The organism is Paenibacillus aurantiacus (assembly GCF_042431225.1).
Taxonomy (GTDB): domain Bacteria; phylum Bacillota; class Bacilli; order Paenibacillales; family Paenibacillaceae; genus Paenibacillus_Z; species Paenibacillus_Z aurantiacus.
The window spans coordinates 77,281-103,185 of the sequence record NZ_JBHMDO010000034.1; the positions used below are offsets into that span (position 1 = coordinate 77,281).

Consider the following 25,905-nt stretch of genomic DNA (forward strand, 5'->3'; position numbering starts at 1 on the left):
ACTGGCGGCTTTAGCAACAATTGGCCGGATAACAACTAGGGGGCGAATAACATACCAGCCATTAAGATTGTGACTGATTCCACTACCGATTTGCCTAGAGAGCTGCTTGCTCAGTACGATGTTGAGGTAATTCCACTCTCGATTTACGTAGATGGCGAATCGTTTCTAGATACGGTGACGATCTCGCCGGACGAATTCATCCAGCGCATGATCGCATCCAACGAATTACCGAAGACGTCGCAGCCTGCGGTTGGCGCGTTTCTTGAAGTATATGACCGGCTTGGCGCGAATGGCGACACGATCATTTCGATTCATATGACCGGCGGGATGAGCGGTACGTATGCAACGGCATGCGCTGCGGCGGAGATGTCCGACAGCCGGGTGGAAGTGATCGACTCTCAGATGATCTCGCAAGCGCTTGGCTTCCAAGTGATCGAAGCGGCTCGTCTGGCTCGCGAGGGCGGCACGGTTGAATCGATCGTCGCACGGGTGAAAGAGATTTTCGAACAAACGTCGTTGTTCGTCGTCGTCGAGACGCTGGAGAATTTGATCAAAGGCGGACGGATCGGCAAAGCGGCCGGCATCTTGGGCACGATCCTGAAGATCAAGCCGATCGCGATGCTGCAGCAAGGCGTCTACGCGCCGGTAGCGAAAGTAAGAACCTCCTCGCAGATCGTCAAGACGCTCATGGAACGGTTCGAGCTCGACATTAAAGGCAAAATCGTGCGAGGCATCGGAATTTCCCACGCGGATAACCTCCCGCTGGCCGAACGGCTGCAGCAGGAGATTGCCCGTTTCACGCAGGTGCCGGTACGCATCTGCACGACGACCCCGATCATATCGACGCATACCGGGCCGGGCGCGATCGGATTTTCTTATTATGCGGAATAGGGCATGATTTCATGATCATAACCAGCACGCTTTTCCATTCGGGAGAGCGTGCTATTTTATTGTATTGCGGGCGAGAAAAAGTCCGGTTGAGGTTGTAATCGTAAGCGGATTGTGCTCGTTAATATCGCGGACGAAAGCGGAGAAGCGTTCGCTGTCTTCGGGTGCAAGCGCGGTGATTCCGTTGAGCAGACCATTGCAGGAGAGCAGATAACGAAGGATGGCGTCAGGGTCGGTCACGACCAGCGAATTCGGATACATCCGACGATCAACGTGTTCAAAGTGATCGCGGAGCAGGTCTGCCCCATGATCGAGCGAGAAGCGGGAGTGGATGCCGTAAGCGACTTCGGGGTAGTGCGAATTCGCGTCGAACGCTCGCGCGAGCTCGACCATCTCCCTCATATTCCCGCTGCCGATCGTGGAGGCGACGAGCAGGCCGCCGGGTTTGAGCACTCGTTTAAATTCAGCCAACGCGCGATCCAGGTCGCTAACATGATACAGCATATGATTCCCAATCAAGACATCGAAGGATGCATCGGGGAACGGGATGGAGACGGCGTCGATGATCGTCCAATTGAATCTATCCTCCATGGCAGCGAGCGAAGCTCTAGCGGATTGAAGCATGCCGGGCGAGAAGTCGGAGAGCGTGATCGTCCAGGCTTCGGGAATGCGATGCGCATTCGCTTGCCACAGCATGCCATTGCCTGCGCCAAGTTCAAGAATGTTCGCCTCTCGGAGAGGGGGAATCTGTTCCCACACCCAATGCGGCCATGGCTGCGGATTGGTTCCGAATACGGCGTGCAGATAGACCCGGGCATTGTAATTGCCAGCGTTCTCGTATTGTTTAGACATCGTGATCCTCCTTAAGAATAGGCGTGGATTTCATTTCGCGATTAAGCCGACGGTTAGTCATGCCGTCAACGAATCGGGGCAGAAGTTCTGCAAGCTTGCGTTGATCATCATCCTTCCAATCCTGCATCAGCTCGCGGATGACGGACACGCTTCGATCCAGGAAAGCCAGCAACGCCGATTCGCCGCGTTCGGTCAACCGCAGCAGACTTGCGCGGCCATCCGATTGATCGCTGGCGGCATCCAGCCACCCGTCTTTGATCAAAGCTTGAATGCGGCGGGTGATCGAGGAAGGATTGACGCCCAGTTCACGGGCGAGCGCCAGGGGGCGCGCATTCTCACGCGATTGCACGAACATAAGAATCTCGAAGGTCATCCGGTCCATGTCCGTGCGCGCGTCCTGCGCTTTCTGAAATTCTTTGATCAGCTTTAAAGTGCCGATGGCCACGTCATAAGCGGGATGACGGTCGTTACGCAGGTTTGGATCCAATTTTAGCCCCTCCAACGTTGTATTTGTTTGCGCAAAGCAATTATATGTCTGGAAATCGATTCCTGCAAGCATGGATTTTCATCCTCATATCAAAAATGCGTATATTCACGGCTAACGGGCAGGCTTTAAGTCGACGACGATCCTGCTAAACTAAACGTAATACTTGAACAAAACGAAGGAGCGAAAACAAACATGTCGTATTTATCCGTGAGCACATGGAGCCTTCACCGGCTGCTCGGACCTTTGCGCTGGACATATTGGAACGAGTCCCGTCAAACGCAGGAGACGCACATCGAAGAGCAGCCGCAAGTGATCGAGCTGCTGGATTTGCCGGCTGAAGCAGCCAGACGCGGATACCGCGCGCTCGAAATCTGCCACTTTCATTTTCCGTCCACGGACGCCGATTTTCTGGCACAGCTAAAAATAAGTTTCGAACGTGCCGATATGTTATTCGACACCTTGCTGCTAGACTACGGCGATCTCACCTCGCCGGATGAAGCGCGTAGGGCATCCGATAAGACTTGGATGAAGCGCTGGATCGAGATCGGCGCTGCATGCGGCGCTCGCCGGATTCGGATCATCGCGGGAGAAGCGAACGCCGCGGACGAAGCCGCTTTGCGACAATCGGCTCAAGCGTTGACGGAATTGGCAGAATTCGGGCGACAAGCCGGTATTCACGTGGTAAGCGAGAATTTTAAGGCATTAACAATTCGCGCCGTTAACGGTGTTGCGCTCGTCCAACATGGCGAAGGCAAGCTTGGTTACATTACGGATTTCGGCAATTATTACGGAGATGGCAAGTTCGACGAAATTGCAATGACCGCGCCGCTTAGTCAATCCGTACACGTGAAGTCGCAACAGTCACCGGATGGCTTGCCTGATGAAGCGGAGCTTCGTCTTTGTCTGGATGCCGCTCATGGCAGCGGGTTCGAAGGCGCTTACGTGCTCATTTACGATGGGCCGGGCGATATGTGGCAAGGTTTGGAACGACTTCAACCGCTTGTAGCCCCGTATGTCGAAGGTGAGAACGGCATCGGGAAATAGCGCGTAGCTTCAACAATTTGTGAGAGGCGCGGGCGTTGTACAATTTTCACCCTCATTCTGGTTACACTAGTCCCAAAACAACACGACACTTCATCTCAGGGGGAACCTATGGCGAAAATTTTAGTCGTCGACGACGCCGCTTTCATGCGGCTCATGCTGAAAGACATCTTGACGAAGGGCGGGCATGAAGTTGTCGGGGAAGCCGAGAACGGCCTTGTCGCGATCGAACGGTATAACAATTTGAAGCCGGATCTGGTCACGATGGACATTACGATGCCGGAGATGGAAGGCATTGACGCCGTGAAGGAAATCCGCAAATCCGATCCGACTGCCCGCATCGTCATGTGCTCCGCAATGGGCCAGCAGATGATGGTCGTGCAAGCGATCCAAGCCGGCGCGAAAGACTTCATCGTAAAGCCTTTCCAGCCTGATCGTGTCCTGGATTCGGTCAAGAAAGCATTAGGCTAACCGCATCGCAACTGCTTATCGGTATTGCATGTTTCATCGCAAAAAGGCACCTGGGCCAACGTCCAGGTGCCTTTTCATATTCAATTCCACACGGCCAAGTTATGCGAAGAAAGGTAGGAAGCAATGAGAATAGCCCCTATGGGGGCTATTCTCCGTGTTTACCGGCAGCAAGGCGGGATCGATGATTTGCCTTTATCCGTCCGAAAACGGCGGCAATCGCCTACCCGGGACATAGGCGGACAGCCTGCTAGGTTGGTGCACAAACTTTCTTCGTGATCTCCTCATATCGTGTAGAATCCCAGAAAACGGCAAGGAGGCTTTGACACGTTGGATTCTACTATCACAATCGTATATCCGCCCGCAATCGACTATCGCTTCATGCATCAGCGTCCGCAGCAAATGATGAAGGCGCTGGCCCAGGCCGGCGCGAATGTCGTATTTATTAATCCGGCGGATTTGTATGATCAGGAAGAGCCTGTCTATTATCCCTTCGAGGAATTGCCCAACTTCGTTATCATCCATCGATCCGTCGATTTCAAGCCTTATGTGAAAGGGAAACTGGTGTTCTGGTGCGCTGTTAATCAGGGATGGTTCATTGATTGCTACGAACACGATTTGGCGGTATTCGATTCTTGTGACCTGGCCAAAGGCGAATTCTCGGCTTGGAAGGACGTCGTCCCCGTGATGGAACGCAAGACACAGCTGATCTTCGCGTCGGCAGAGGCGATCTATCGCGAGCATGCAGAACGTGGATTTGAGACGGTGCTGCTGCCGAACGGGGCGGATTTCGAGCATTTTCAGCCTGCGGAACGGCGCTTGGAACGTCCGCTGGATTTGCCTGACACAGAAGGCCGTCCGCTGATCGGCTATTACGGCGCGGTGTCGCCTTGGCTCGATCTCGACTTGATCAATGCGGTCGCTGACCGGTTCGATGTCGTCGTGATTGGCGAAAGCCCGCAATACAAGCGGGACTTCACCCACCCGAACATCACCGTGCTGCCCATCAAGGACTACAGCGAGCTGCCTGGTTATTTAAGCTGGTTCGATGCGGCATTGATTCCGTTCCTGCTCACCGAGATGATCGAAGGCTGCGATCCGGTCAAGTTCTACGAGTACATCTCCGCAGGCAAGCCGGTCATCGCATCGGATATGAAGGAGTTGCGGAAATTCGGCTCGATCGTCTATACGGCGGATGCGGGGAACATTGCCGACGTTACCGCCCGTGCGCTCATGGAGAACAATCCGATGCGTATCCGCAATCGGCAGAAGCACGCGCGTCGTAATTCATGGCTCAGTCGTGCACGCATCGCGCTTGCGCATATTCAGATCAAACTGGATGAAGCGTAATCGCGTCTCGTGTTCACGTTTGTTCAATATTAATACTGCGAGGAGTGAGAAGTCGCATATGGCATTACCGGTAGGGAAGGCACAGTCGGCATTATCCGTCAGCGGGGCACAACGGTACGTCTTGCGCAATAGCGATGGGAAAGCGTTGGTTGGATCTATTTTTGCCCGCGCAAGCTCCGTGAAAGTGAAACGCAGAAGTAAGCGCAAACTCACGTGGCAGCGCGCGATCAGCCGTCTGCGCAGAGAAACCTTCCAAGCAATCGACACGATTAGCGATTCCGTGGAAAGTCTGACGAAGTCCGTCACAGGGTTAACTGCCCAATTCACTCGCACAAACAACGATATGGTCGGACTGAATAGACGGGTAGACGCGCTTGCGCAGGAAGAGGATGCATATGCGACGCGCATAACCGGCGAGATTGCTTCGCTCCAAAGCCGATATCAGGTGCTGGCCCGGGAAGCGGCCGCCCTTTCCGCTCGCACAAGCGACGAGGTTACCCTGTTGAATAGACGGGCAGACGCGCTGTCGCTGGAACAGGACGAATATGCTGAACTCATAACCGGGGACATTGCAACTTTGCAAAATCAGGTCCAGGCGCTCACCCAGGCATTAGCGGCGCTAACGTCAAGAGAGACGACTATCGCCAATATACTGCAGCCTCGAATCAATACAGCCATTGTGGTCGAAACGGATGCAGGCCAGGTAGCGGGCACGCTCATCGAAGTTGGCGTCGATTACATCGCGATTACGGATGCGTCGGGAGCGATCGTGTTGATTCCGATCGCGCAGATCAATTCATTCCAATAAGGAGGAGAATGCGATGAATTTCTTATCGGCGCTCGCCAGATATGTCGGTCGCAGGGTGGAAGTCATTCAGTCGGCGCAATACGTGAGCGGAATCCTGATCGGCGTCGGGGACGGCTTCTTCCAGGTGCAGACGAGCGGGACCGCATATGGCGGAGAGCCTCCGACTACGGTTAGCGCTTCAAGGACGGAGCTCGTGCGCATTCTTTCGTAGCCGCATCATCCCTGTCCGCGCATAAGCTCCGATTCGGCCCAACGCTTCCAGTGCAGATAACGCGCGCTGCCTTGTCGGGAATGGCTCCCGCTTCGTATCCTTCGATGATAAAGCGGTTGTTCCACATATACGCTGCGATTATCGCCCGTCAAGGCGGCCAGCATACCGATATCTTCGAACCACCGGCCGCCGAACGGATCGTCGACTCGCCAACCGCCTCGCTCTCGCAGCGTGGCCAAGTTATAGGCGCGCAGAGCGACCGTCTCGCCGCTTCGGATGAGCTCTTCTGGTTCAAGCTCGCGTGAATCGCGACTGCGTCCCGTGAAGACCAACTCGCCGTTATGGCGCTCTTGCCACCGATAATGGGCGGAGTACATGACTTGCGGGTGCGACGGTTCACGGCTTATGGCGCCCGCCAGCCGTTCCAGACCGTCAGGGGCGAGCCAGTCGTCGGCATCCAGCTCGACGAACCACTGCCCCGATGCTGCGGCCAGACCCGTGTTCAGGGCTGCCGATTTGCCTCGATTGACGGCGTGCGCAAGATACACGATACGCGGATGATCGCGATATTGGGCTAATCGTACAGCCGTATCATCCTGGGAGCCGTCATCGACGAGGATAAGCTCCCATTGGGCATTCGTTTGCGTCAACACGCTGCGAATTGCTCCTTCTACATAATTCGCTTCATTGTACGCGCATATGACCACCGTAAACAGCGGCGGGCTCTGGAGAGGTTCCCGTTCGCTTAGAGAGGCGTAGATGAGAGGCTCGGAAGCGAGATCGGCTGCTTCGGAGCGGCGCCAAAGCGGCGTTTTGAGCGGTGAAGGAGACCAGGACGAGCTATCCCATACCGTCCAGTGCCACGCTTGGGCGCTCAGTTCTGCTTCCACCAGGGGCAGTGCATAGCGCTCCAAGGGGAACACGCGGCGTTCCGGGAATCCGCCGAAGCTTGAACCGCAGAGCGCAGAAGTCCGCCATACGATCGGACCGCGCAACTTGCTAGGCGGCTGATCGTCGCTGTCGGCCGATCGTGGCGGCGGCAGCGCGCCGGCAGCCCGATCCGGCAGCCGATGGATAAGCGCCTCCACGTGCGCGCCGAACTCGGGCGTCAGCCGCTCGCCGGCCAGCAGCGTGACGATCCAGCAGCAAGGGTATTGGCGCAGGGTGTCGTTCATGCTGCGGCCAACATCGCCCTTCAACACATGTACATCGCATCCTTGGAACGACGGAGAAGCTTCGAGCTGCGCTCTCGTCCGTCTGGCTTCCGCAGGACGGTCATCGAAGTCGAGGATAATCACGATCATGTCCGCTGCTCCTCCCGTCGCTCGCCAAGATAGCCGTTCTCACCATTGTATTCCGGTTAGCGAATGCGCGGCACCATTCCGGGTCTTGTTTCAGCCGTCTCCGCTAGGTGTATGTACGCTGTGACGCTTTCCAGCCACGTGCCAGACGTCTAATGTAGACGTGCGACGTACCGAAAAACGCTCCGTCTTTCGAACGTTGTGGAAGCGAAACAATCGAACAGGGGGCAAGGCAATGAGAGAGAAAAAAATTCATTCCGCGCTGCCCGGCAGAACCATGCTCACGCGCGTCGGCATCATACTGCTGGCCGGAATAGTCGTAAGCGGCGCCGCCGGTGTAGGCACGTTCAAAATGATGGTGGCTGCGCAAGATGTCAGTCCGCTAAGCGAACCGCTTCATAATGCGACGGTCATCTTGGATCAGAACGGCAAGGAAGCTAGCCGCATCTCGCTGAACAAGGTCGAACCGGTCGCCTTCGCCGAGCTGCCGGACGCTCTCGTTCAAGCCGTCGTCGCGGTCGAGGACAAGCGGTTCTTCGAGCATGACGGCGCGGACTTGCGCTCCATAAGCCGTGCTCTATATGCGAACCTAAGCGCAGGGGGCAAAGTGGAGGGAGGCAGCACGATCACCCAGCAGCTGGCCAAGAATGTCTTCCTGTCCCATGAGAAGACATGGACCCGCAAGTGGAACGAGCTGCTGCTCGCCCAGAAGATCGAGACGGAGTACGGCAAGGAGCAGATTTTCGAGCTGTACATGAACCATATTTATTTCGGCGAAGGGGCATGGGGGATCAAGCGCGCGGCCAGCGTTTATTTCGGCAAAGACGTCAAGAAGCTAACGCTGGCGGAATCCGCGCTGCTGGCGGGTATCATTAAAGCCCCATCGGCGCTTACGCCGAAGAAGCACCTGGCAGAAGCGAAGGCGCGCCGGAACGTCGTGCTCGATCTGATGAAGGAGCAGGGACGCATCAGCGCCGAGCAATACGCGGCGGCCATCATGGAACCGATCAAGCTGCTGGAGGAGAAGCAAGACCGCACGGAAGCGATCCGATACCCGTATTATGTGGACGAGGTCATACGCGAAGCGACGGAAGTCTACGGGTTGACCGAGGAAGAGGTGCTGCACGGGGGACTTCGCATCTATACCGCGCTCGATCCGGTTATGCAGCAGGCGGTCGAGCAAACCTACGCGAATGACGAGTTGTTCCCCGCCAGCCGGGACGAGCAGCTGATTCAGAGCGCCGCCGTGCTTGTCGATCCGCGGGACGGGGGCATCCGCGCGCTAGTCGGCGGACGAGGCGATGCTACCTTCCGCAGCTTGAACCGGGCGACGCAAATGAAACGCCAACCGGGATCGACGATGAAGCCGATCGCCGTCTATGCGCCTGCGCTGGAGAAGGGGCGGCAGCCGGGAACGATTATCGTCGACGAGCCGGTTGATTTCGACGGCTATTCGCCTAAGAACGCCGACGGCCAATACCATGGCGCCGTAACGCTCTATGACGCCCTCATTCACTCGTACAACGTGCCGGCAGTCAAAACGCTGAATGAGATCGGCATTGAGACCGGAATGGCCTATGCCGAGAAATTCGGTCTTGCCTTAACGGATCGGGATCGAGGGCTTGGCTTAGCGCTTGGCGGGCTTCAGGAAGGCGAATCGCCGCTGGCAATGGCCGAAGCATTCGGGACGCTGGCGAATGGCGGCATCCGCATCCCTTCTTACACGATCGTTCGCATCGAGAACGAAGCAGGAACCGTTCTGGCGAGCCGGGCGGAGACGAAGCCCGTGCAGGCGGTGTCAGCCGAGACGGCGCGCACGATGACGGCGATGCTGGAAGGCGTGGTGCAAGAAGGGACGGGCAAGACGGCGGCGATCGAAAGGCGTCCCGTGGCCGGGAAGACCGGCACGACCCAGATGCCCGGCACGAACGGGGACGGTGCGAAGGATAACTGGTTCGTCGGCTATACGCCGCAGTTGGCGGCAGCTGTATGGCTGGGCTACGACCGCTCGGATGCGGAGCATTATTTGACCACCACGTCGAAAGCCGCGGCGGCCGTATTCCGCGCCATCATGTCCGGGGCGCTTGCGAACGAACCAGTTATGGCCTTCCAGCCGGTCGGCGGCGTGCCGCCGGTGAAGCTGCAGCAGCCGGTACAACGCCAAGACGGGGACGATGATCAAGAAGACCGCAAAGATCGCAAAGATCGGAATGAGCGGGAAGTCCGCGATTGGTTGAAGGAGCTCGACAAGCAGAAGAAGAAGCGCGAACAGGAAATCGAGAAGTTCAGAAAAGAAGTCGACAAGAAGAAGAACGAACGGAAAGAAAAGCATGGACACAAAGGTAAAGGCGAGGACTAGCCCGTAGCGCTATGTTGCTGCTGGTAAGTAACCAAATGACGGATAATCGGGCTTTGTAGCGTTCGTGTACCGGATGCGGCGCTCGTATGACTCCGCTGGGCACCTGGTGCGCTTAGAATTTTGGAGTAACACGCGTTCTATGTTAAGCTGGATGGGTTGTCCAGCCAAAATCCAGGGGTTTCCCCTATAAAGGAGTGTTTCATATGACGGCATTGCAACAGCAAACCGCAATTATTACCGGCGCCGGTAAAGGAATCGGACGGTCCACGGCGATCGCGCTCGCGAAGGAAGGCGTGCATATCGGTCTGATCGCGCGCAGCGAAGCCGACCTGGCTGCGCTCAAGGATGAACTTACGGCATTCGGCGTGAATGCATACTATGCGATAGCCGACGTATCGGTCAAGGAGCAAGCGGACAGCGCGGTCGCCGAGCTGATCGGCAAGCTCGGCCGTCTTGATATTCTGATCAACAACGCGGGGATCGCATCGTTCGGCAAGCTTGTCGACATGGAGCCGGAGCAGTGGGAGCGTATCATTCAAGTCAATCTCATGGGCACGTATTATGTAACGCGTGCCGCGCTGCCGACGATGCTGGAGCAGAACGGCGGCGCCATTATCAACGTGGCCTCCACGGCAGGACTCGGCGGCTTCGCGACAGGCTCGGCGTACTGTGCGTCCAAATTCGCGGTCATGGGGCTGACCGAAGCGCTCATGCAAGAAGTGCGCAAGTCGAACATTCGCGTTACGGCGCTTACCCCGAGCACGGTGAATACGGAGCTCGCCACGAATGCGGGTCTGAAGGTCGGCGACGAAGACCGCATGATGCAGCCGGAAGACGTCGCGGAGCTGATTACGGCGGCATTGAAGCTGCCTGCGCGCGTATTCGTCAAAGCGGCGGGGATCTGGACGACGAATCCACAGTAATGGTTTACGGCATTAACTAAAAAACAGTGCGGCAAAAAAACGTCATGCGCGGAAGCGATTCCGCCATGACGTTTTTTGTCATTCTTATTAATGGCATGAATGGTTTGTTTGACGTTTAACAACATTAATCATCATCAATGCTTCGTTCGATAGACCCGTTCCGGTCGGCCTACGACACCGTAGGAAAGGTCGGCGTACACATCGCCTTGGCCGACAAGATGTTCCAAATAACGGCGGCTCGTGGAACGGCTGGCGCCAATCACTTTCGCGACCTGCTCGGCCGTCATCCCGGCGCCATCGCCAGCGAGCGCTTGCACGACTTTGTCGAGCGTCAGCCGATCGATCCCTTTGGGCGTGAGGGAATGGGGCTCGCCGTTATCGGCGCGGGACGAGCCAAGCGTAAGACGGTCCACGTCGGATTGGCTTAATGCGTCGGAGCGGGTCAGGCGGTCCAGTTCCGCCCGGTAAGCCGTATAGCGGACCAGCGTCTCCTTGAGCCGGTTGAACACGAGCGGCTTCATAATATAGTCGAACGCGCCGCCGCGGATCGCTTCGCGCACCGCTTCGCTTTCTCGGGCTGCCGTAATCATGATGATGTCCGTCTCTCGGTGATGGGCGCGGATATGATGCAGCATCGATAGGCCGCTCGCGCCAGGGAAGTAGATGTCGAGCAGCACGAGCTGCGGATTCAGCACTTCCAGCTGAGCGTTCGCTTGCGGCTCGTCGGTCGCGATGCCGACCACGCGGAAGCCGTCGATTTGCTCTACGAACCTTCGGTTAATCTCCGCGATTTTGACGTCGTCCTCGATAATAAGCACTTCAATTGGCGGATTCGTCATGGCGTTCATGCTCCTTTGGTGCCGCAGCCTTTCGTTTGGGGATCGCAACCGTAAAGTGGGCGCCTCCCATCGGACTGCGGTCGTACGTGATATAGCCGTTCAGCTTGCTCACCGCATGTTCGACCAAGGACAGGCCGATGCCGCGATGCTCGCCTTGCTTGCTGGAGAAGCCTTTGCGGAAGATCGTCTCGCCGAGTTCGTCCGGGATGCCGGCTCCATTGTCCTCGCATTCGATAATCAAGTCCTCGCCCAGATCGGTCAAGAAAAGCGCCACTTCCCCTTCTTGATCGGGATGTCGTTCGAGCGCGGCATCCATCGCGTTGTCGACGAGATTGCCGATAATCGTCACGAGATGACCGCGGTCCACGTGAGCCGGGATGTCGCGGAACGAGCTTTCCCCGTTAAGATGGAAGGCGATGCGCAGCTCGCTGGCGTGGTTATACTTGCCGATGATGAGCCCGCCGATGACGGGATCGGGTACTTCCCGCATGACGAATTGGATCAAATTCTGATGAACATCCGCTTCTTTGCTAATTAATTCGATCGCTTCCTGGTACGATTCCAGCTGGATCAAGCCGGAGATCACATACAGCTTGTTCGAGAATTCATGCGTTTGCGCGCGCAGCGACTCGGCGAATCGCTTCACCTGGGACAGCTCCTCGGCTAACCGGTACAGCTCGGATTTACTGCGGAAACTGGAGACCGCGCCTGTCACGCGCTGATTGAAGTCGCGGATCGGAACGCGGTTGGCAATGACCTCCTGATCGCCGATGATAAGCTCCCGGTCCGATTGCGGGATGCCGCTGCGGACGACCTCCATAAGGGCCGTGTTCGGAATCAGCTCCTCGATTTGACGGCCGACGACGTTCTCGTTATCGGGAATATGAAGCAGCCGGTTCGCATACCGGTTGGCGAGCGTCACGCGGCCTTCGTGGTCGACTGCGATTATGCCTTCGCGGATCGACTCGAGAATCGCTTCTTTCTCCGTATACAGTTCGCCGATCTCCTTCGGTTCCAGTCCGTGAATCGAACGGCGCACGCTGCGGGCGATCAGAACCGAGCCGATGACGCCGATCAGCAAAGCGACGCAGGAGACGGTCAACACCTCGGTCTGATACGTATCCGCGATCGTGTCGATCTCATCCGTCAGGAAGCCGACGGAGACGATGCCGATGACGGTGCCGTCATCGCCGAAGACGGGCGCTTTGCCGCGGAGGGAAGGGCCCATGGAGCCGGTCGCCCGGGAGATGATCGAACGTCCTTCGAGAACAGGCCCATTGTCGCCGCCGACCATTTTGCCGCCGATTCGCGAGGGGATGGGGTGCGCGTAGCGGATGCCTTCCCGGTTGCCGATCACGATATATTGCGCGCCAGTCTTCTTGCGGGCGGATTCGGCAATCGGCTGGATGCGATTCGAAGGAACGGGATCGTCGAACGCGTCCCGGATATCCGGCATGACCGCGATCGTCTCGGCGACGGTCAAGGCGCGCGCGCCGATCTGTTTCTCTAATAAAGTCGTGATTACGACGTAGAAGATGCCGCCCAGACTGACCGTAACGAAGGCGAGCAGGGAGCAGAGGAGCAGGATGAGCTTCGTTTGCAGCCGCATAGCGCCAGCGCCTTTCTGATGGAGTGCTCTCATTGTAACACAAGCTGTAACCGCTATCTTGATGGCCGCCCGTGAACAAAATGAACAAAATGCCCGAAATCGCGTTATTTTCGTTTATGTCCTTAACATTTTCATTTGCGGCGGGGGATGTTATTCTGAAAGCGCTTCAAAGAAAGCGCATTCAAACAAACGAAACGCATCCCAGGGAGGGCTTATACATGAAAAGAATGCTCACGAAGACATGGAAAATCGCACCGGTGCTCGTGCTCGCGGTAAGTCTTGCCGCATGCGGAAGCGCCAAGAACGGCAATAGCGGAGGCGGTGCTGCTTATCCGGAGAAGGCGCTGACGATCGTCGCCCCGTCCGGAGCGGGCGGCGGATGGGATATGACGGCGCGCACGATCACGAAGGTGCTCATGGAGACGAAAGCGACCGACAAACCGATCACGGTCGAGAACAAACCAGGCGGAGGCGGCGCGGTGTTCATGGCCGAATACGCGACCAAGGACACGAAGGACAACTACAAGCTGTTCGTTAACTCGCCGCCGATTCTCATCAACCATCTGAAGAAGGAAGGCAATTCGCCATATGGCTACGGCGATTCGACGCCGCTCGCGCAGCTGACGAAAGATTACGGTGCCATCGCCGTGTCGGCCGACTCCAAATACAACGATCTGAAGACGCTGCTGGATGACTTGAAAGCGAATCCGACGGCATTCACCGTCGCGGGAGGTTCGGCGCCAGGTTCCATGGATCATCTGGTATCGATCCTTCCAGCCTATAAATACGGCATCGATCCGAAGAGCGTGAAGTATGTCTCCTACGACGGAGGCGGCGAAGCGATTACGGCGCTGCTCGGCGGCAACGCGGATGTGCTGGGTACGGACGCCTCTTCCCTGGATCAATATGTGAAGGCCGGCAAAATCAAAGTGCTCGCCGTGGAATCGCCAGAACGTCTTGGCGGCAGTCTGGCGGAAGTGCCAACGCTGAAAGAATTGGGCATTGATGCGGAGTTTCTGATCTGGCGCGGCATCTTCGGTCCGAAGGAAATGAGTGCGGACGCGAAGGCATTCTGGGATGGCGCGCTCAAAACGATGACCGAATCCGAAAAGTGGAAATCGGAGCTTACGGCTAACAACTGGCAGAGCGACTACAAGGATTCGGAAGCGTTCAAGACGTTCCTTGCGGAGCAGGAAGGCCAGCTGAAAGAAATGCTGACAGCGCTTGGCATGCAAAAATAGACAAACAGCCGCACGGGGGAGAGCAACGTACCCGATCGCTCTTCCCCGAGCGTTCATAGAGGAGTGAGAAGATGAACCATTCGTTCGACCGTTACGCCGGCATCGTCTTTTGCGCAATCGGCATCGCATTCATCATTGGCAGTCGCGGCATTACGGCAAGTTCGTATGGCAGCAACGTTGGGGCTAATGTGTTCCCGATGTTCCTTGGAGGATTCCTATCGCTGATGAGCGCTCGGCTCATCTATGAGACGTTCCGCAGACAGAAGCAGGAACGGCGCAAGTCCAACCTTGACTACAAGCGGTTCGGCATTATTTTCGTCTCGGCCGTGTTATATGCATTACTGCTGGAGCCCGTCGGTTTCGTCATCTCAACCTTTGCTTTCCTCATGATTGGTTTCCAAACGATGGAGCGCGGCAAGCTGTTGAAATCCGCGATCATTGCCGGTCTTTTCTCGTACGGCGTCTATTATCTCTATGTCAACGTGCTGGAAGGGTCGCTCCCCGGCTTTCCTGCATGGTTAGGCTTATCCTAGGAGGCGAATGCGAATGAGCACCATCGAATACTTGCTGAACGGCCTCGGGACGGCCATGCAGTGGCACAATCTCGTCTTCGTCTTCCTCGGCGTCTTGATCGGCACGGTCGTCGGCGTACTGCCGGGCATTGGACCGATGAGCGGCGTCGCGCTGCTGATTCCCATTACGGCTTCGCTCACGTCGGGTCTTAGCGCGGAGGAAGCGGCGACCAGCTCGATCATTCTGCTGGCTGGCGTCTACTATGGCGCGATGTACGGTGGATCGACCACCTCGATACTGTTGAATACGCCGGGGGAATCCTCCTCCGTCGTCACGACGCTTGACGGTTATCAGATGGCCAAGCAGGGCCGGGCGGGCGCAGCGCTCGCCATCGCGGCGATCGGTTCATTCGCGGCGGGCTTGATCTCGCTGATCGGTCTGATCTTCCTGGCTCGTCCGCTGTCTGCCGTCGCGATCAAATTCGGTCCCGCCGAATATTTCTCGCTTATGGTTCTTGGTCTGCTCGCCATTAGCGGCTTGGCCGGCAAATCGATGGTCAAGGCGCTCATGATGACCGCCTGCGGCCTGCTGCTCGCGACGATCGGCATCGACAGCGTATCCGGCGTCGAGCGCTTCACCTTCGGTCTGCCCGAGCTCTATCAAGGGCTCGAGTTTCTGACGGTCGCCGTCGGGTTGTTCGCGGTCGGCGAAGTGTTCAAGACGATTCTCGAGCGTGACGGCAACGACGGGGAGATCGCGAAGATCACTCGCATTATGCCGACGAAGCAGGATTTGAAGGACAGCGCAGGTCCGATCGCACGCGGTTCGGTACTTGGTTTCTTCATCGGACTGCTGCCTGGCGCGGGCGCGATTCTCGCTTCGTTCTTCGCTTATGTGATGGAGAAGAAAATTAGCCGCAATCCATCCAAATTCGGCAAAGGCGCAATTGAAGGCGTCGCTGCGCCGGAATCGGCGAACAATGCGGCATCGGGCGGCGCGATGATCCCGCTGCTCAGTTTGGGCATCCCATCTTCGGGCACGACGGCGATTCTGATGGGCGCGTTCATTATGTACAACGTTCAGCCGGGTCCGCTTCTGTTCCAGGACCACCCGCAAATCGCGTGGGGCGTCATCGCCAGTATGTTCGTCGGCAACCTGATGCTGCTGCTGCTTAACATGCCGCTCGTCAAAATTTTCGCGAAAGTCATTGAGACGCCAGCCAAGTATTTAATTCCGTTAATCATCGTGTTCTCGGTATTCGGCGTCTACGCCGTTCAGTATTCCGTCTTCGATCTGCTGCTAATCATGGCATGCGGCATCATCGGGTACGTGCTGCAGAAGAATGATTTTCCGCTGGCTCCGCTCGTGCTTGGTCTTATTCTAGGTCCGATGATGGAGAACAACATGCGCCGAGCGCTGACGATTTCCAACGGCGACTTCATGATTTTCCTGCACAAACCGGTGTCGCTCGCGTTCTTGATCATCGGACTGCTGTGGGTGATGATTCCGCTTATTCTGAAGCTGCGCGGCAAGAAAGTGCTGGTTAACGAAGAAGGCTAGTTAAGCCAAATGCACACAACTCCGTATTACCACAGATCGGATGGAGGCGCTGAATATGGATGGATTAGGTACGAGAGCGATCGTGGACATCAATCAGACGGCGAACCAGTTCCGGTCGAGCATCGTGATGAAAGCCGGCAGCCGCATTATCGACGTGAAGAGCATTCTGGGTCTTAGCTTCTCCCTGCTCGGTCACGACCGTTATGAGCTGGATATTCACGGGCCGGACGAAGAGGAGGCCAGAGTCGCCATGCTGGACGTGTTCCACAAGCACGACTTGGCGGCCGTATTGACCGCGACGAAGAACGAAGCGGGGAACGAGAACGAATAGAAGGGCGGAAAGCAGATGGCGGTGCCAAAAAGCGCGAGCAGCAATATCGTCATTCGGGTGGAAATGGAGAAGGACGCGGCGGCCTTTGGCCGCATTGCGACGGCGATCGGCAATTGGGGCGGCGACATCGTCGCCATCGACGTTAGCGGCGGCGGGAAGGCGGTGACGATTCGGGATTTGACCGTCAATATCGTCGACGCGCACAGCAAAGACATGATCGTACAGGTGCTCGAGTCGCTGCCCGGCGTGCGCGTGCTGCAAGTGTCGGACCAGACCTTCCTTATGCATCTCGGCGGCAAAATCGAGGTGACGCCGAAGATCGTGATCAAAACGCGGGACGACCTGTCCCGCGTCTATACGCCCGGCGTGGCGAACGTCTGCATGGCGATCCGCGAGAATCCCGGCAGCGCCCACAAGCTGACCATCAAGCGCAATACCGTAGCCGTCGTGTCGGACGGCAGCGCCGTGCTCGGACTCGGCAACATCGGACCGCTCGCGGCGATGCCGGTCATGGAAGGGAAGGCGATGCTGTTCAAGCAGCTCGCCGGGGTTGACGCCTTCCCGATCTGCCTGGACACGCAGGACACCGAAGAGATCATCGCGACGATCAAGCGGATCGCGCCGGCTTTCGGCGGCATTAATCTGGAAGACATCTCGTCGCCTCGCTGCTTCGAGATTGAGCAGCGGCTGATCGAGGAGCTGGACATCCCGGTCTTCCACGACGATCAACACGGAACGGCGGTCGTGCTGCTGGCCGGACTCCTCAACGCGGTCAAGATCGTAGGCAAGCGGCTGGAGGATTGCAAAGTAGTGCTGTGCGGTGTTGGCGCGGCGGGGATCGCCTGCACGAAAATTTTGCAGGCAGCAGGCGTCACCCGCATCATTGGCGTCGATCGCGAAGGCGCGATCGTCCGCGGCAGAGAATATGCCCACTCCGCCTGGCGCTGGTATGCCGAGCATACGAATCCGGATATGGAGAGCGGTTCGCTGTCCGACGTGCTGGAAGGGGCGGATATTTTTATCGGCGTGTCCGGTCCAGGCGTGCTGAAGCGGGAGGATCTAAGACGAATGGCGACGGATCCGATTGTCTTCGCAATGGCGAATCCGACGCCGGAGATTACACCCGAGGAAGCGGAAGGGCTCGTACGTGTCATGGCGACAGGTCGATCTGATTATCCGAACCAGATCAACAACGTCCTCTGCTTCCCTGGTTTGTTCCGGGGCGTACTCGATTGCCGCGCTTCTCGCGTGACGGAATCGATGAAGCTGGCCGCCGCGCGTGCCATCGCGTCCGTCGTCGGCGACGATGAATTAAGCGAACATTACATTATTCCCGGCGTATTCAACCCGCATGTGGCTGACCGGGTGAAGGAAGCCGTCATCCAAGCGGCTTATGAATCCGGGGTCGCCAGACGTAGAGAACGGGGATAGGATGAGCGCATTTTCGCGATAGTCGCGAAGATGCGCTTTTGTCCGTTAAGGTTGGAAGAGGAAGACGTGCCAGTCGATTACTAGTCCGCATCCGTTCCATCATCCGCGTCGATTCTGTAGAATAGGTGGAGGGGTACGGCCCTCAACCTACACACATCTAAGCGAGCGCAGGACGGAGTGGAGACGATGAAAGAGCGGTTCTACGCAACGGTGGAATGCGCTGATCGATATGGCAAAGCAAACAGGCAGTTCGAAGTCTATTGCGATTTCGGGAAGATGCCGTCCATCGGCGATTATGTCGAGGCCTTCAGACGTAAAGGCCATGAACTGCATATCACCGATTTCGTGACGATGACCTTCAAGCCGGTCAACCCGAGTCAATCGCCGGTGATCGCATTTCGGGTCATCCGGGCGTTGAAGGACCATGGCTATACGGCAGATCAGCTTCGCATGCGGCCGTAATGAAGATTCGCGCTTTGGAGCGCGGATCTTTTTTTGTTATTTGATCCAAGCGCCGACAAGCGGGTACAATACGGGTAAGAAGCAGAGGATAGGAGGGATGCGCGTGAACCGGATTGCCAGATCGGTCGAATTCGGCTATGAGCCGCCTACTGCCAGCCGGAAGGGGACGTTAATCTATTACGATGCGTTCGAGCATGTCGGCATTGTCGAATTGAATGAGGCAGCGACTTATGCGGAGAAACGGCATTTCGAGAAATTCGTGCTGTATCCGATCCACGAAGAGACGGCGAAGCGAATGGGCGTTACTCCGGTGCGTCCGTATCATAAAAGGCTTGATGATCTGCACGAGTGGAAACGCGATACGCATAACCCGGATATCCTCGTTGAAGGGCTGGATGGCAAAAGGAAAAAATACACGCCGATCGATTCCGCACTGCGGCACATGACCGAAATTTATCCCAAGCCGTTCTTTCTGCTTATGACGTCGGAGATGGCGAACCGATTCGCGTCGTATGCTTCCTTCGACGAGTGGATCACGAAACTTCGCCTTGTGCTGACGGACCAGCCCGATGCGCCGCATCCGAAGCTGCAGCAGGCAAGCAGACGTTGGAACACGCTGCAGGATGAGTCGGAAGCCTGAACGGATACATCAACGGAACCATCGTCAAATAAGCTAGAATGACAAAACCACCGGCGCCGCTGCTGATGAGCAGAGTACCGGTGGTTTTGTCTTGCCTAGAAATCGAGCTTGGCCTAACGTAATTAACGAATCGTTATTGCGGGACTTCGACCGTCCAGCCGAACGGATCGGCAAGCGTTCCGTTCTGAATGCCGGTGAGCGTCTCGTACAGCTTGCTGGACAGTTCGCCCGTCTTGCCGTCATTGATGGTAAGACGCTCGTCCTGCCAGTTCAGTTCGCCGATCGGCGAGATAACGGCTGCTGTACCGGTGCCGAACGCTTCTTCCAATGCGCCGGTGCGACCTGCTTCGTAGATCTCCTCGATCGTGATTGGACGCTCGATAACCGGGATGCCCCAGCTCTGGATCAGCTGAATCATCGAGTCGCGCGTAATGCCTGCCAAAATGCTGCCGCTAAGCGCTGGCGTGTGCACCTCGCCGTTGATCTTGAAGAAGACGTTCATGCTGCCGACTTCTTCGATGTAGCTGCGGTGTACGCCGTCCAGCCATAGAATTTGGGAGTAGCCTTTCTTGGACGCCGCTTCCTGGGCGTTCAAGCCTGCCGCGTAGTTGCCTGCCGTCTTCGCTTCGCCGACGCCGCCTTTGACCGCGCGAACATGTTCGGATTCGACGTAAATCTTAACCGGGTTGATGCCTTCCGCGTAATAAGCGCCGACAGGCGACATGATGATCATGAACTTGTACTGCGTCGACGGCGCTACGCCGAGCGCGGCTTGCGTCGCGATGACGAATGGGCGGATGTACAAGGACGTGCCCGGCGCGTCCGGAATCCAATCCTGGTCGACGCGTACCAGCGCCTTCAATGCTTCAAGCGCGAGCTCGCCGTCAAGATCGGGGATGCTCAGACGCGCGTTCGACAAGTTCAGACGCTGGAAGTTCTTCTGCGGACGGAACAGCTGAATGCGTCCGTCTGCCGTCCGGTAAGCCTTCAAGCCTTCGAAGATCGTTTGACCGTAATGGAACACCTTCGCGGCCGGGTCGAGCGTAATCGGGCCGTAAGGAACGATACGGGCATCATGCCATCCTTTATCGACCGAATAATCGAGGATGAACATGTGATCGGTGTAATGAATCCCGAAGCCCAGTTTGTCCGAAGCGGGCTTCTCTTTCTTGTGCGGGGTTAGCGTGATGTCGATCTTGTAGGCCATGCAGCGTTCTCTCCTTTGGATGTCGTTTCACTATATTGAATGCTACCACTCCTTGGGGTATATTAAAAATATCTATTTGATGTGATTCATATACCCAAAAGGTATGGAAGAAGGAGTGCAACGCGAGTTGGATTTGCGCCAATTGAAATATTTTGTCACTATCGCGCAAGAAGAGCAAATTACCCGGGCCGCCAAGCTGCTCAATATGGAACAGCCGCCGCTCAGCCGCCAGCTCAAGCAGATGGAGGAAGAGCTCGGCGTCACGCTGTTCGACCGCAACGGCAAAAGGCTGAAGCTCACCGATGCCGGGGAGCTGCTGCGGGAGAAGGCGGAGACGCTGCTCCTGCAATTCGAAGAAGCGATGAAAGAAGTGAAGGAGCGGGAGCAGGCCGTGCAAGGGGTCCTGTCGATCGGTTCCGTCGTCTCCTGCATCTCGCTGCTGCCGAAGCGGATCGAATCGTTCCGCCGCCGCTATCCGCATACGACGTTCAAGATCGCCGAGGGCGACCATTTCTATCTGGGCGAACTGCTGGACAAGCGTTCGATCGAGCTCGTCGTCGCGCGGCTGCCTTTTGAAGCGATGACCCGGTCAACCGCGTATCAAGTCTTGCCGCTGCCTTCGGACCCCTTCGTCGTTGTTATTCCTAGCGCATGGGCGCGCTATACGGATAGACGGTCGATCCGGATGGAGGAGCTGGCGGATTTCCCGTTCTTGTCGCTAAAGACGGATAAGACGCATCGTATGCACCAGCAGGTCGTCAGCGCCTGCAAGCGGCACGGATTCGAGCCTGACATCATTTGCGAATGCTCCAGCGTGGCGATTATCATGTCGCTCATCGCGGAAGGGATCGGGGCGACGGTATTCCCCAAGTCGGTCATGTCGTCCTTCCCCTCTACAATCGTCAAGATGCTTGAGATCGAAGATGCGGATTTCCAGTCGGATGTCGGCATATTATGGCTGAAAGACCGCTACTTGTCGAAATCCGCTCAGCTGTTCATCGACAGCTTCCGCGATCACGAGGGCAGCGGCGCGTCCCGCATGAATGCCAGGGAATGAATGCCAGCGCAACCGTCCATACTATACGCCAGGATGACTGGCCGACCGGTCCAATTGTTACCTTGAAAGTGGTGAACAGCGAATATGTTGGAGAAAGCAATAACGGAAGACTGGGATGTCTATCTGCTGGCCGGAATCGGCTCTACGCGGGCGTTCTTCACCGATTGCAAAGCGGAGCTTACCGCAAGGCTCGCCCGGATCGGACTTGCGCCGGCGATCCGGGAGCTGTTCCCATATGGTGACCAGACGCAGAGCATGGTACGCCAAATTTACGATGTCCATGGCGATCTCTCCCGGATCCGCTCGGCGCGTCTTGGCGGAAGATCGGCCGCGCAGCAGGTGAAGGAACGGTCCCTGGGCAAGCCAGTCCTGCTCATCGGCCATAGCGGAGGCGGCGTCGCCGCCTACCAAGCGGCAAGCATACTCGCGGACGAAGGCGCTATTCCGGATTTTCGCGTCGTGCAGCTCGGTTCGCCGAAGGTGCCGATCCGTCAGGAGCACAAGAGCCGCGTTCATTATTTCTTCGCCGTCGACGAGGCGTTGAAGTATCGCGATCCGATTACGCGTATCGGAACGTGGGGCGGATGGAAGCGCAACAAGCTCGGACTGCTCTATTGGGACAGGCGCAAGTACGCGCCAGGCCATATCGCCACGGTGACGCTCCTCGGCGGGCACCCGCATTACTTCCGCAGCAGGGCTCCATATGTGCATCATGAACGGGGCTCGAACTTATCGCTGACGTTGAATGCCATCTTGGGAGCCGGCGGCGCTGCCGAAGAACCGGTTGTAACGTCTTCCGCCTACGATACCGCCATAACCGCGAATGCCATACCGGAGAACTGATGCAACGCGGATGTCGCGATGCGACAACTTTGAAGATCGTCGGTTCTCTCCCCGTGTATGCCGATATCGCCCTGGATGCAAAATAACCCTACCGTTCCAAGAACGGCAGGGTTATTTGGTTTGCGTCACACGAAGAGACGACCGCTCTAAGCGTTGGTCTCGGCCGTCTCCGACTTCTCGCGAACCGGCTTCTCCGGTACGGGTTTGGCCAATTCTTCGTGAAAATACTCCTCAAGCTCCGCTGCCTTGCGAGGGTCGGCGAGCGCGATGCGGTCCTTCAGGTATTTCTCGACGAGCGTCTCCCATTGCAGCGTCTGACGCTGGGCGCGCATGGACCGGATTGCGTTCTTCACCATCCGGCGCTCCTTGGAATTGGAATACGCGTCTTTGAACTGTTGGCTGCGGGTGAAATCCAGACTGCCCGCGATGGCGCGAAGAATCTTCGCGGTCATGATCGCATCGTCGAGCGCCCGGTGCGCGGATCCTTCGGATTCGATCCCAAGTTCCGCGAGCGCGGCTTCGACGCTGACGTCGTTGGTTACATTTTTGACCCGGAGATAGCCCTTCAGCAGGTCGAAATACGTCGCGGCCATCCAGAAGGCATCGTCTTGCTTATGCATGCGCGTATCGTAGATGATGCGCTTCAAATCCTCGCCGCCCCAGGTAATAAGGAGGAAGGATTCGCTCTTGGACAGCCAGGCGATGAAATCGGCGCTTACTTTGCGGAAGCCCGGCGCGATATCGATATCGGCTTGCGGAATGCCGGTCTTCTTCTTGATGAAGTTGTTCAGCTTGGCGAAATACACCGGCTTGATGAGCGAGGTGAACGTATCGATCTGATTCATATCGGCGTCCAGACGCACCGCGCCGATCTCGATGACTTCCATCGGCAGCTCGCTTGCGAATTTTCGGCCGTTAAATTCAATGTCTAACACAATATAGTCCACTAGTGAAGCCTCCTGGGGATGATCAAATACCTTTATATTAACAGATCATGAACGAAAAGTGGGATGTTCTTCGCCTTTTCTGGTTCAAAATACGTTTTCGAAAAGAGGTTAGCCCTATGGGAATCGCCGTCCTCCTGAAAGAGAAGAAGTCGCGCAAGCTGCTGCTGAGCGCGGGACTTAGCTGGCTGTTCGACGCGATGGACGTCGGCATGGTATCGTTCATCGTCGCGGCGCTCGCGGTAGAGTGGCAGCTTACCGCGCATCAAATCGGCCTAATCAGCGCGATCAATTCGATCGGCATGGCCGTCGGCGCCGCATGCGCGGGGATGCTGGCCGACAAATACGGCCGCGCGAACGTGCTTATCCTGACGCTGCTTATCTTCTCCGCGGCCAGCGGTTTGTCGGCGCTTGCGGGCAGCTTCGCCGTTCTGTGCATGCTTCGGTTCATAACCGGCTTCGGGCTGGGGGGCGAGCTGCCGGTCGCCTCGACGCTCGTCTCGGAATCGGTGCCGGCGAAGGACAGGGGCCGCGCGGTCGTGCTGCTCGAGAGCTTCTGGGCAATTGGCTGGATCGCCGCCGCGCTTATCGCGTTTTTCGTCATACCTGATTACGGCTGGCGTGCGGCGTTCGTCATCGGCGCGGTACCGGCGTTGTACGCCATTTACTTGCGCAAGGCGATCGCCGATTCGCCGAAGTTCGAGCGCAGCTTAAGCGCGAAGTTGACCATTCGTCAGCGCGTCGCCGCCGTCTGGTCGTCGGAATACAAGACCGCGACGCTAATGCTGTGGTTATTATGGTTCACGGTCGTCTTCTCTTATTACGGGATGTTTCTATGGCTGCCGACACTGATGCTGAAGAAAGGATTCACGTTGGTGAAGAGCTTCGAGTACGTGCTCATCATTACGCTCGCCCAACTGCCGGGTTACTTCACGGCGGCGTATTTCATCGAACGGTATGGCCGCAAATTCGTACTTGTCATCTACTTGCTCCTGACGGCGGTCAGCGCGATCTGGTTCGCGCTCTCCAACTCGCCCGGCATGATCATAGCGGCAGGCATGAGCTTATCCTTCTTCAACCTTGGCGCGTGGGGCGGCATGTACGCCTATACGCCGGAGCTCTACAAGTCCGAAGTTCGCTCGACCGGCGTCGGATTGGCCGCTTCGTTCGGCCGCGTCGGCGGGGTAATCGGTCCTTATGTGGTCGGCACGCTCATCGACCGTGGCGTCTCCCTCCTGAGCATCTTCCTCCTGTTCTTCGGGGCGATCCTGCTCGGCGCGGCAGCTGTGCTGTTCCTCGGGAAGGAAACCAAAGGGCTGGATCCGGATGCAGCATGACCGATAGGCTGCGCTTCGCGAGCAACTATCGAGCGGACAAGTTGTCTCACTTTATTGGCAAATGATTGCAACCTAGACAAGCCCTTCACCGTCAGGAGACTAAACGCCTGGCGGTTCTTTGCGTTCGCCTTGCATGGCGTGTAAAGTTTAACGTTTCTTTAGCGACCGATCTGTCGTAAAAGAACGTAAATGACAATATATTGTTAGCCGGAACGAAACGCGCAGCGCCGCATAAAATGACGCAGCCGTTTCGTTTGGTGTCGATTAACCGAGAGGAGTGAATGGGCTTTTTGCATCCGAACAAACGAAAATTCATCGTGGTGATGATGGTGATACTCGCGTGCTGCGCGGCGATGTTCCCGGCTGCCGCGCAGGCCGGTTCCGCGCAGGAGGATCTCATCATCGTCAACAAGAAGACGAACAAACTCGCGTATTTCAGCGGCGGCGAGCTCGTGAAGGAGTTTCGCGTCGCAACCGGCAAGACGCCTAGCTTGACGCCAGAGGGCAGCTTCAAGATCGTCAACAAGATCAAGAACCGCCCTTATTATAAGGATAAGATTCCCGGCGGCGATCCTGCCAACCCGCTCGGCGACCGATGGCTTGGGCTGGACGTGAACGGAACGAAGGGGACCACCTACGCGATCCATGGCAACAACAACAAGAAGTCGATTGGCAAATATGTTAGCGCGGGTTGTATCCGCATGTACAACGATGACATCCATTGGCTGTTCGGCGAAATCAAGACCGGCACGACCGCGCTCATAATCTCCTCGAAGCTGTCGTTCGAGGAGCTGGCGATCAAGCAGGGCTATGCGCTCGGCGTACAGCGCTTCGAAGGGACGCTCATCGTGAACGGGGCGGAGGCCCAACTGAAGAAGCCGCTGCTGAACGCGAGCAATCGAATCTACATGCCGATGCGCGAGTGCTTCGAGATTCTCGGCGCGACCGTCGTATGGGATGAAGCGAGCCGGACCGCGACGGCCACGATCGCAGATCGGGTCATCACCTACGTGCCAGGCGCAAGCGAAGCGCACGTCAACGGAGAGGCCGTCGCCATCGATCCTTCAAGGTGGGAGAATGAATCGATCATGCTGCCGCTGCGGGCCATATCCGAGCTACTGGGTTATCAAGCCGAATGGAATTCCAAGAGTCAAGCCATTATCCTATCTTCCTAAAAAATGCGAAAAAGCGTTCCGCTCCAGC

At 56.9% G+C, this 25,905-nt stretch carries 26 protein-coding genes; 19 read left to right on the top strand and 7 right to left on the bottom strand.

Going from position 1 to position 25,905, the window contains the following annotated elements; all coding sequences use genetic code 11:
* Positions 1-51: 51 nt before the first annotated feature.
* Entirely contained in the window at positions 52-891 is an 840-nt protein-coding gene (locus tag ACFFSY_RS21785; protein WP_377498394.1) for a fatty acid kinase binding subunit FakB, read from the top strand.
* 51 nt (positions 892-942) lie between these two features.
* On the opposite strand, the gene ACFFSY_RS21790 is transcribed toward ACFFSY_RS21785, so the two are convergent.
* Together ACFFSY_RS21790 and ACFFSY_RS21795 are read right to left on the bottom strand one after the other, a co-directional pair.
* Positions 943-1,740 (bottom strand): class I SAM-dependent methyltransferase, encoded by a 798-nt coding sequence (locus tag ACFFSY_RS21790; protein WP_377498017.1) that lies wholly within the window; start codon positions 1,738-1,740, stop codon positions 943-945.
* A complete protein-coding gene (locus ACFFSY_RS21795; protein WP_377498019.1) occupies positions 1,733-2,299 on the bottom strand; it encodes a MarR family winged helix-turn-helix transcriptional regulator in 567 nt (188 codons plus the stop codon). The genes ACFFSY_RS21790 and ACFFSY_RS21795 overlap by 8 nt, the downstream gene beginning before the upstream one ends.
* A 120-nt stretch (positions 2,300-2,419) precedes the next feature.
* On the opposite strand from ACFFSY_RS21795, the gene ACFFSY_RS21800 reads away from it, so the two are divergent.
* The 5 genes from ACFFSY_RS21800 to ACFFSY_RS21820 all read left to right on the top strand — a co-directional run bounded on the left by ACFFSY_RS21800 (position 2,420) and on the right by ACFFSY_RS21820 (position 6,105).
* Positions 2,420-3,271, top strand: a complete 852-nt coding sequence (locus ACFFSY_RS21800; protein ID WP_377498021.1) for a sugar phosphate isomerase/epimerase family protein — start codon at positions 2,420-2,422, stop codon at positions 3,269-3,271.
* Between the two features lie 108 nt (positions 3,272-3,379).
* Positions 3,380-3,739, top strand: coding sequence for a response regulator (locus tag ACFFSY_RS21805; RefSeq protein ID WP_377498024.1), 360 nt, complete (start codon positions 3,380-3,382; stop codon positions 3,737-3,739).
* 327 nt (positions 3,740-4,066) lie between these two features.
* Positions 4,067-5,086: a glycosyltransferase family protein gene (locus tag ACFFSY_RS21810; RefSeq protein WP_377498027.1), complete on the top strand. Its 1,020-nt coding sequence runs from the start codon at positions 4,067-4,069 to the stop codon at positions 5,084-5,086.
* Between the two features lie 58 nt (positions 5,087-5,144).
* Positions 5,145-5,894, top strand: a complete 750-nt coding sequence (locus ACFFSY_RS21815; RefSeq protein WP_377498029.1) for a DUF2642 domain-containing protein — start codon at positions 5,145-5,147, stop codon at positions 5,892-5,894.
* A gap of 13 nt (positions 5,895-5,907) precedes the next feature.
* Positions 5,908-6,105 (top strand): hypothetical protein, encoded by a 198-nt coding sequence (locus ACFFSY_RS21820; protein WP_377498030.1) that lies wholly within the window; start codon positions 5,908-5,910, stop codon positions 6,103-6,105.
* A gap of 5 nt (positions 6,106-6,110) precedes the next feature.
* On the opposite strand, the gene ACFFSY_RS21825 is transcribed toward ACFFSY_RS21820, so the two are convergent.
* A complete protein-coding gene (locus tag ACFFSY_RS21825) occupies positions 6,111-7,409 on the bottom strand; it encodes a glycosyltransferase family 2 protein (RefSeq protein WP_377498032.1) in 1,299 nt (432 codons plus the stop codon).
* Positions 7,410-7,641: 232 nt separating this feature from the next.
* On the opposite strand from ACFFSY_RS21825, the gene ACFFSY_RS21830 reads away from it, so the two are divergent.
* Positions 7,642-9,765 carry a PBP1A family penicillin-binding protein gene (locus tag ACFFSY_RS21830; protein ID WP_377498034.1) on the top strand — a complete coding sequence of 708 codons (2,124 nt, stop codon included), beginning with the start codon at positions 7,642-7,644 and terminating at the stop codon, positions 9,763-9,765.
* 203 nt (positions 9,766-9,968) lie between these two features.
* Complete coding sequence (locus ACFFSY_RS21835; RefSeq protein ID WP_377498036.1) at positions 9,969-10,688, top strand: 3-ketoacyl-ACP reductase; 720 nt, start codon at positions 9,969-9,971, stop codon at positions 10,686-10,688.
* Positions 10,689-10,822: 134 nt separating this feature from the next.
* Here ACFFSY_RS21835 and ACFFSY_RS21840 read toward each other — a convergent pair whose 3' ends face one another.
* Positions 10,823-11,536: a DUF977 family protein gene (locus ACFFSY_RS21840; protein WP_377498038.1), complete on the bottom strand. Its 714-nt coding sequence runs from the start codon at positions 11,534-11,536 to the stop codon at positions 10,823-10,825.
* A complete protein-coding gene (locus ACFFSY_RS21845) occupies positions 11,508-13,136 on the bottom strand; it encodes an ATP-binding protein (protein ID WP_377498040.1) in 1,629 nt (542 codons plus the stop codon). The genes ACFFSY_RS21840 and ACFFSY_RS21845 overlap by 29 nt, the downstream gene beginning before the upstream one ends.
* Positions 13,137-13,363: 227 nt before the next feature.
* Here ACFFSY_RS21845 and ACFFSY_RS21850 point away from each other — a divergent pair, with 227 nt between their 5' ends.
* The 7 genes from ACFFSY_RS21850 (at position 13,364) to ACFFSY_RS21880 (ending at position 19,314) form a co-directional block, all read left to right on the top strand.
* Entirely contained in the window at positions 13,364-14,377 is a 1,014-nt protein-coding gene (locus tag ACFFSY_RS21850; protein WP_377498396.1) for a Bug family tripartite tricarboxylate transporter substrate binding protein, read from the top strand.
* Positions 14,378-14,448: 71 nt separating this feature from the next.
* Entirely contained in the window at positions 14,449-14,910 is a 462-nt protein-coding gene (locus ACFFSY_RS21855; RefSeq protein ID WP_377498043.1) for a tripartite tricarboxylate transporter TctB family protein, read from the top strand.
* Between the two features lie 13 nt (positions 14,911-14,923).
* Positions 14,924-16,450 carry a tripartite tricarboxylate transporter permease gene (locus ACFFSY_RS21860; RefSeq protein WP_377498045.1) on the top strand — a complete coding sequence of 509 codons (1,527 nt, stop codon included), beginning with the start codon at positions 14,924-14,926 and terminating at the stop codon, positions 16,448-16,450.
* A 55-nt stretch (positions 16,451-16,505) separates the two neighbouring features.
* The gene (locus ACFFSY_RS21865) at positions 16,506-16,781 is read left to right on the top strand and encodes an HPr family phosphocarrier protein (protein ID WP_377498047.1); all 276 of its coding nucleotides are present in this window, start codon (positions 16,506-16,508) and stop codon (positions 16,779-16,781) included.
* A gap of 15 nt (positions 16,782-16,796) precedes the next feature.
* Positions 16,797-18,212: an NAD-dependent malic enzyme gene (locus tag ACFFSY_RS21870; protein ID WP_377498049.1), complete on the top strand. Its 1,416-nt coding sequence runs from the start codon at positions 16,797-16,799 to the stop codon at positions 18,210-18,212.
* Positions 18,213-18,398: 186 nt separating this feature from the next.
* Positions 18,399-18,674 carry a hypothetical protein gene (locus ACFFSY_RS21875; protein ID WP_377498051.1) on the top strand — a complete coding sequence of 92 codons (276 nt, stop codon included), beginning with the start codon at positions 18,399-18,401 and terminating at the stop codon, positions 18,672-18,674.
* A gap of 97 nt (positions 18,675-18,771) precedes the next feature.
* Positions 18,772-19,314 (top strand): hypothetical protein, encoded by a 543-nt coding sequence (locus tag ACFFSY_RS21880; RefSeq protein ID WP_377498053.1) that lies wholly within the window; start codon positions 18,772-18,774, stop codon positions 19,312-19,314.
* A gap of 133 nt (positions 19,315-19,447) precedes the next feature.
* On the opposite strand, the gene ACFFSY_RS21885 is transcribed toward ACFFSY_RS21880, so the two are convergent.
* Positions 19,448-20,521: a branched-chain amino acid aminotransferase gene (locus ACFFSY_RS21885; protein ID WP_377498055.1), complete on the bottom strand. Its 1,074-nt coding sequence runs from the start codon at positions 20,519-20,521 to the stop codon at positions 19,448-19,450.
* A 127-nt stretch (positions 20,522-20,648) separates the two neighbouring features.
* Between ACFFSY_RS21885 and ACFFSY_RS21890 the strand changes: the two genes are divergently transcribed.
* On the top strand, positions 20,649-21,578 hold the full coding sequence (locus tag ACFFSY_RS21890) for a LysR family transcriptional regulator (protein WP_377498057.1): 930 nt from the start codon (positions 20,649-20,651) through the stop codon (positions 21,576-21,578).
* Between the two features lie 84 nt (positions 21,579-21,662).
* The gene (locus ACFFSY_RS21895) at positions 21,663-22,421 is read left to right on the top strand and encodes a hypothetical protein (protein WP_377498058.1); all 759 of its coding nucleotides are present in this window, start codon (positions 21,663-21,665) and stop codon (positions 22,419-22,421) included.
* A gap of 146 nt (positions 22,422-22,567) precedes the next feature.
* Here the strand turns inward: ACFFSY_RS21895 and ACFFSY_RS21900 are convergent, their stop codons facing one another.
* Positions 22,568-23,368: a 3'-5' exonuclease gene (locus tag ACFFSY_RS21900; RefSeq protein WP_377498060.1), complete on the bottom strand. Its 801-nt coding sequence runs from the start codon at positions 23,366-23,368 to the stop codon at positions 22,568-22,570.
* 116 nt (positions 23,369-23,484) lie between these two features.
* Between ACFFSY_RS21900 and ACFFSY_RS21905 the strand changes: the two genes are divergently transcribed.
* Together ACFFSY_RS21905 and ACFFSY_RS21910 are read left to right on the top strand one after the other, a co-directional pair.
* Positions 23,485-24,702, top strand: a complete 1,218-nt coding sequence (locus ACFFSY_RS21905; protein WP_377498062.1) for a niacin permease NiaP — start codon at positions 23,485-23,487, stop codon at positions 24,700-24,702.
* A 281-nt stretch (positions 24,703-24,983) separates the two neighbouring features.
* The gene (locus ACFFSY_RS21910) at positions 24,984-25,877 is read left to right on the top strand and encodes a L,D-transpeptidase family protein (RefSeq protein ID WP_377498064.1); all 894 of its coding nucleotides are present in this window, start codon (positions 24,984-24,986) and stop codon (positions 25,875-25,877) included.
* The last annotated feature ends 28 nt before the right edge of the window (positions 25,878-25,905 follow it).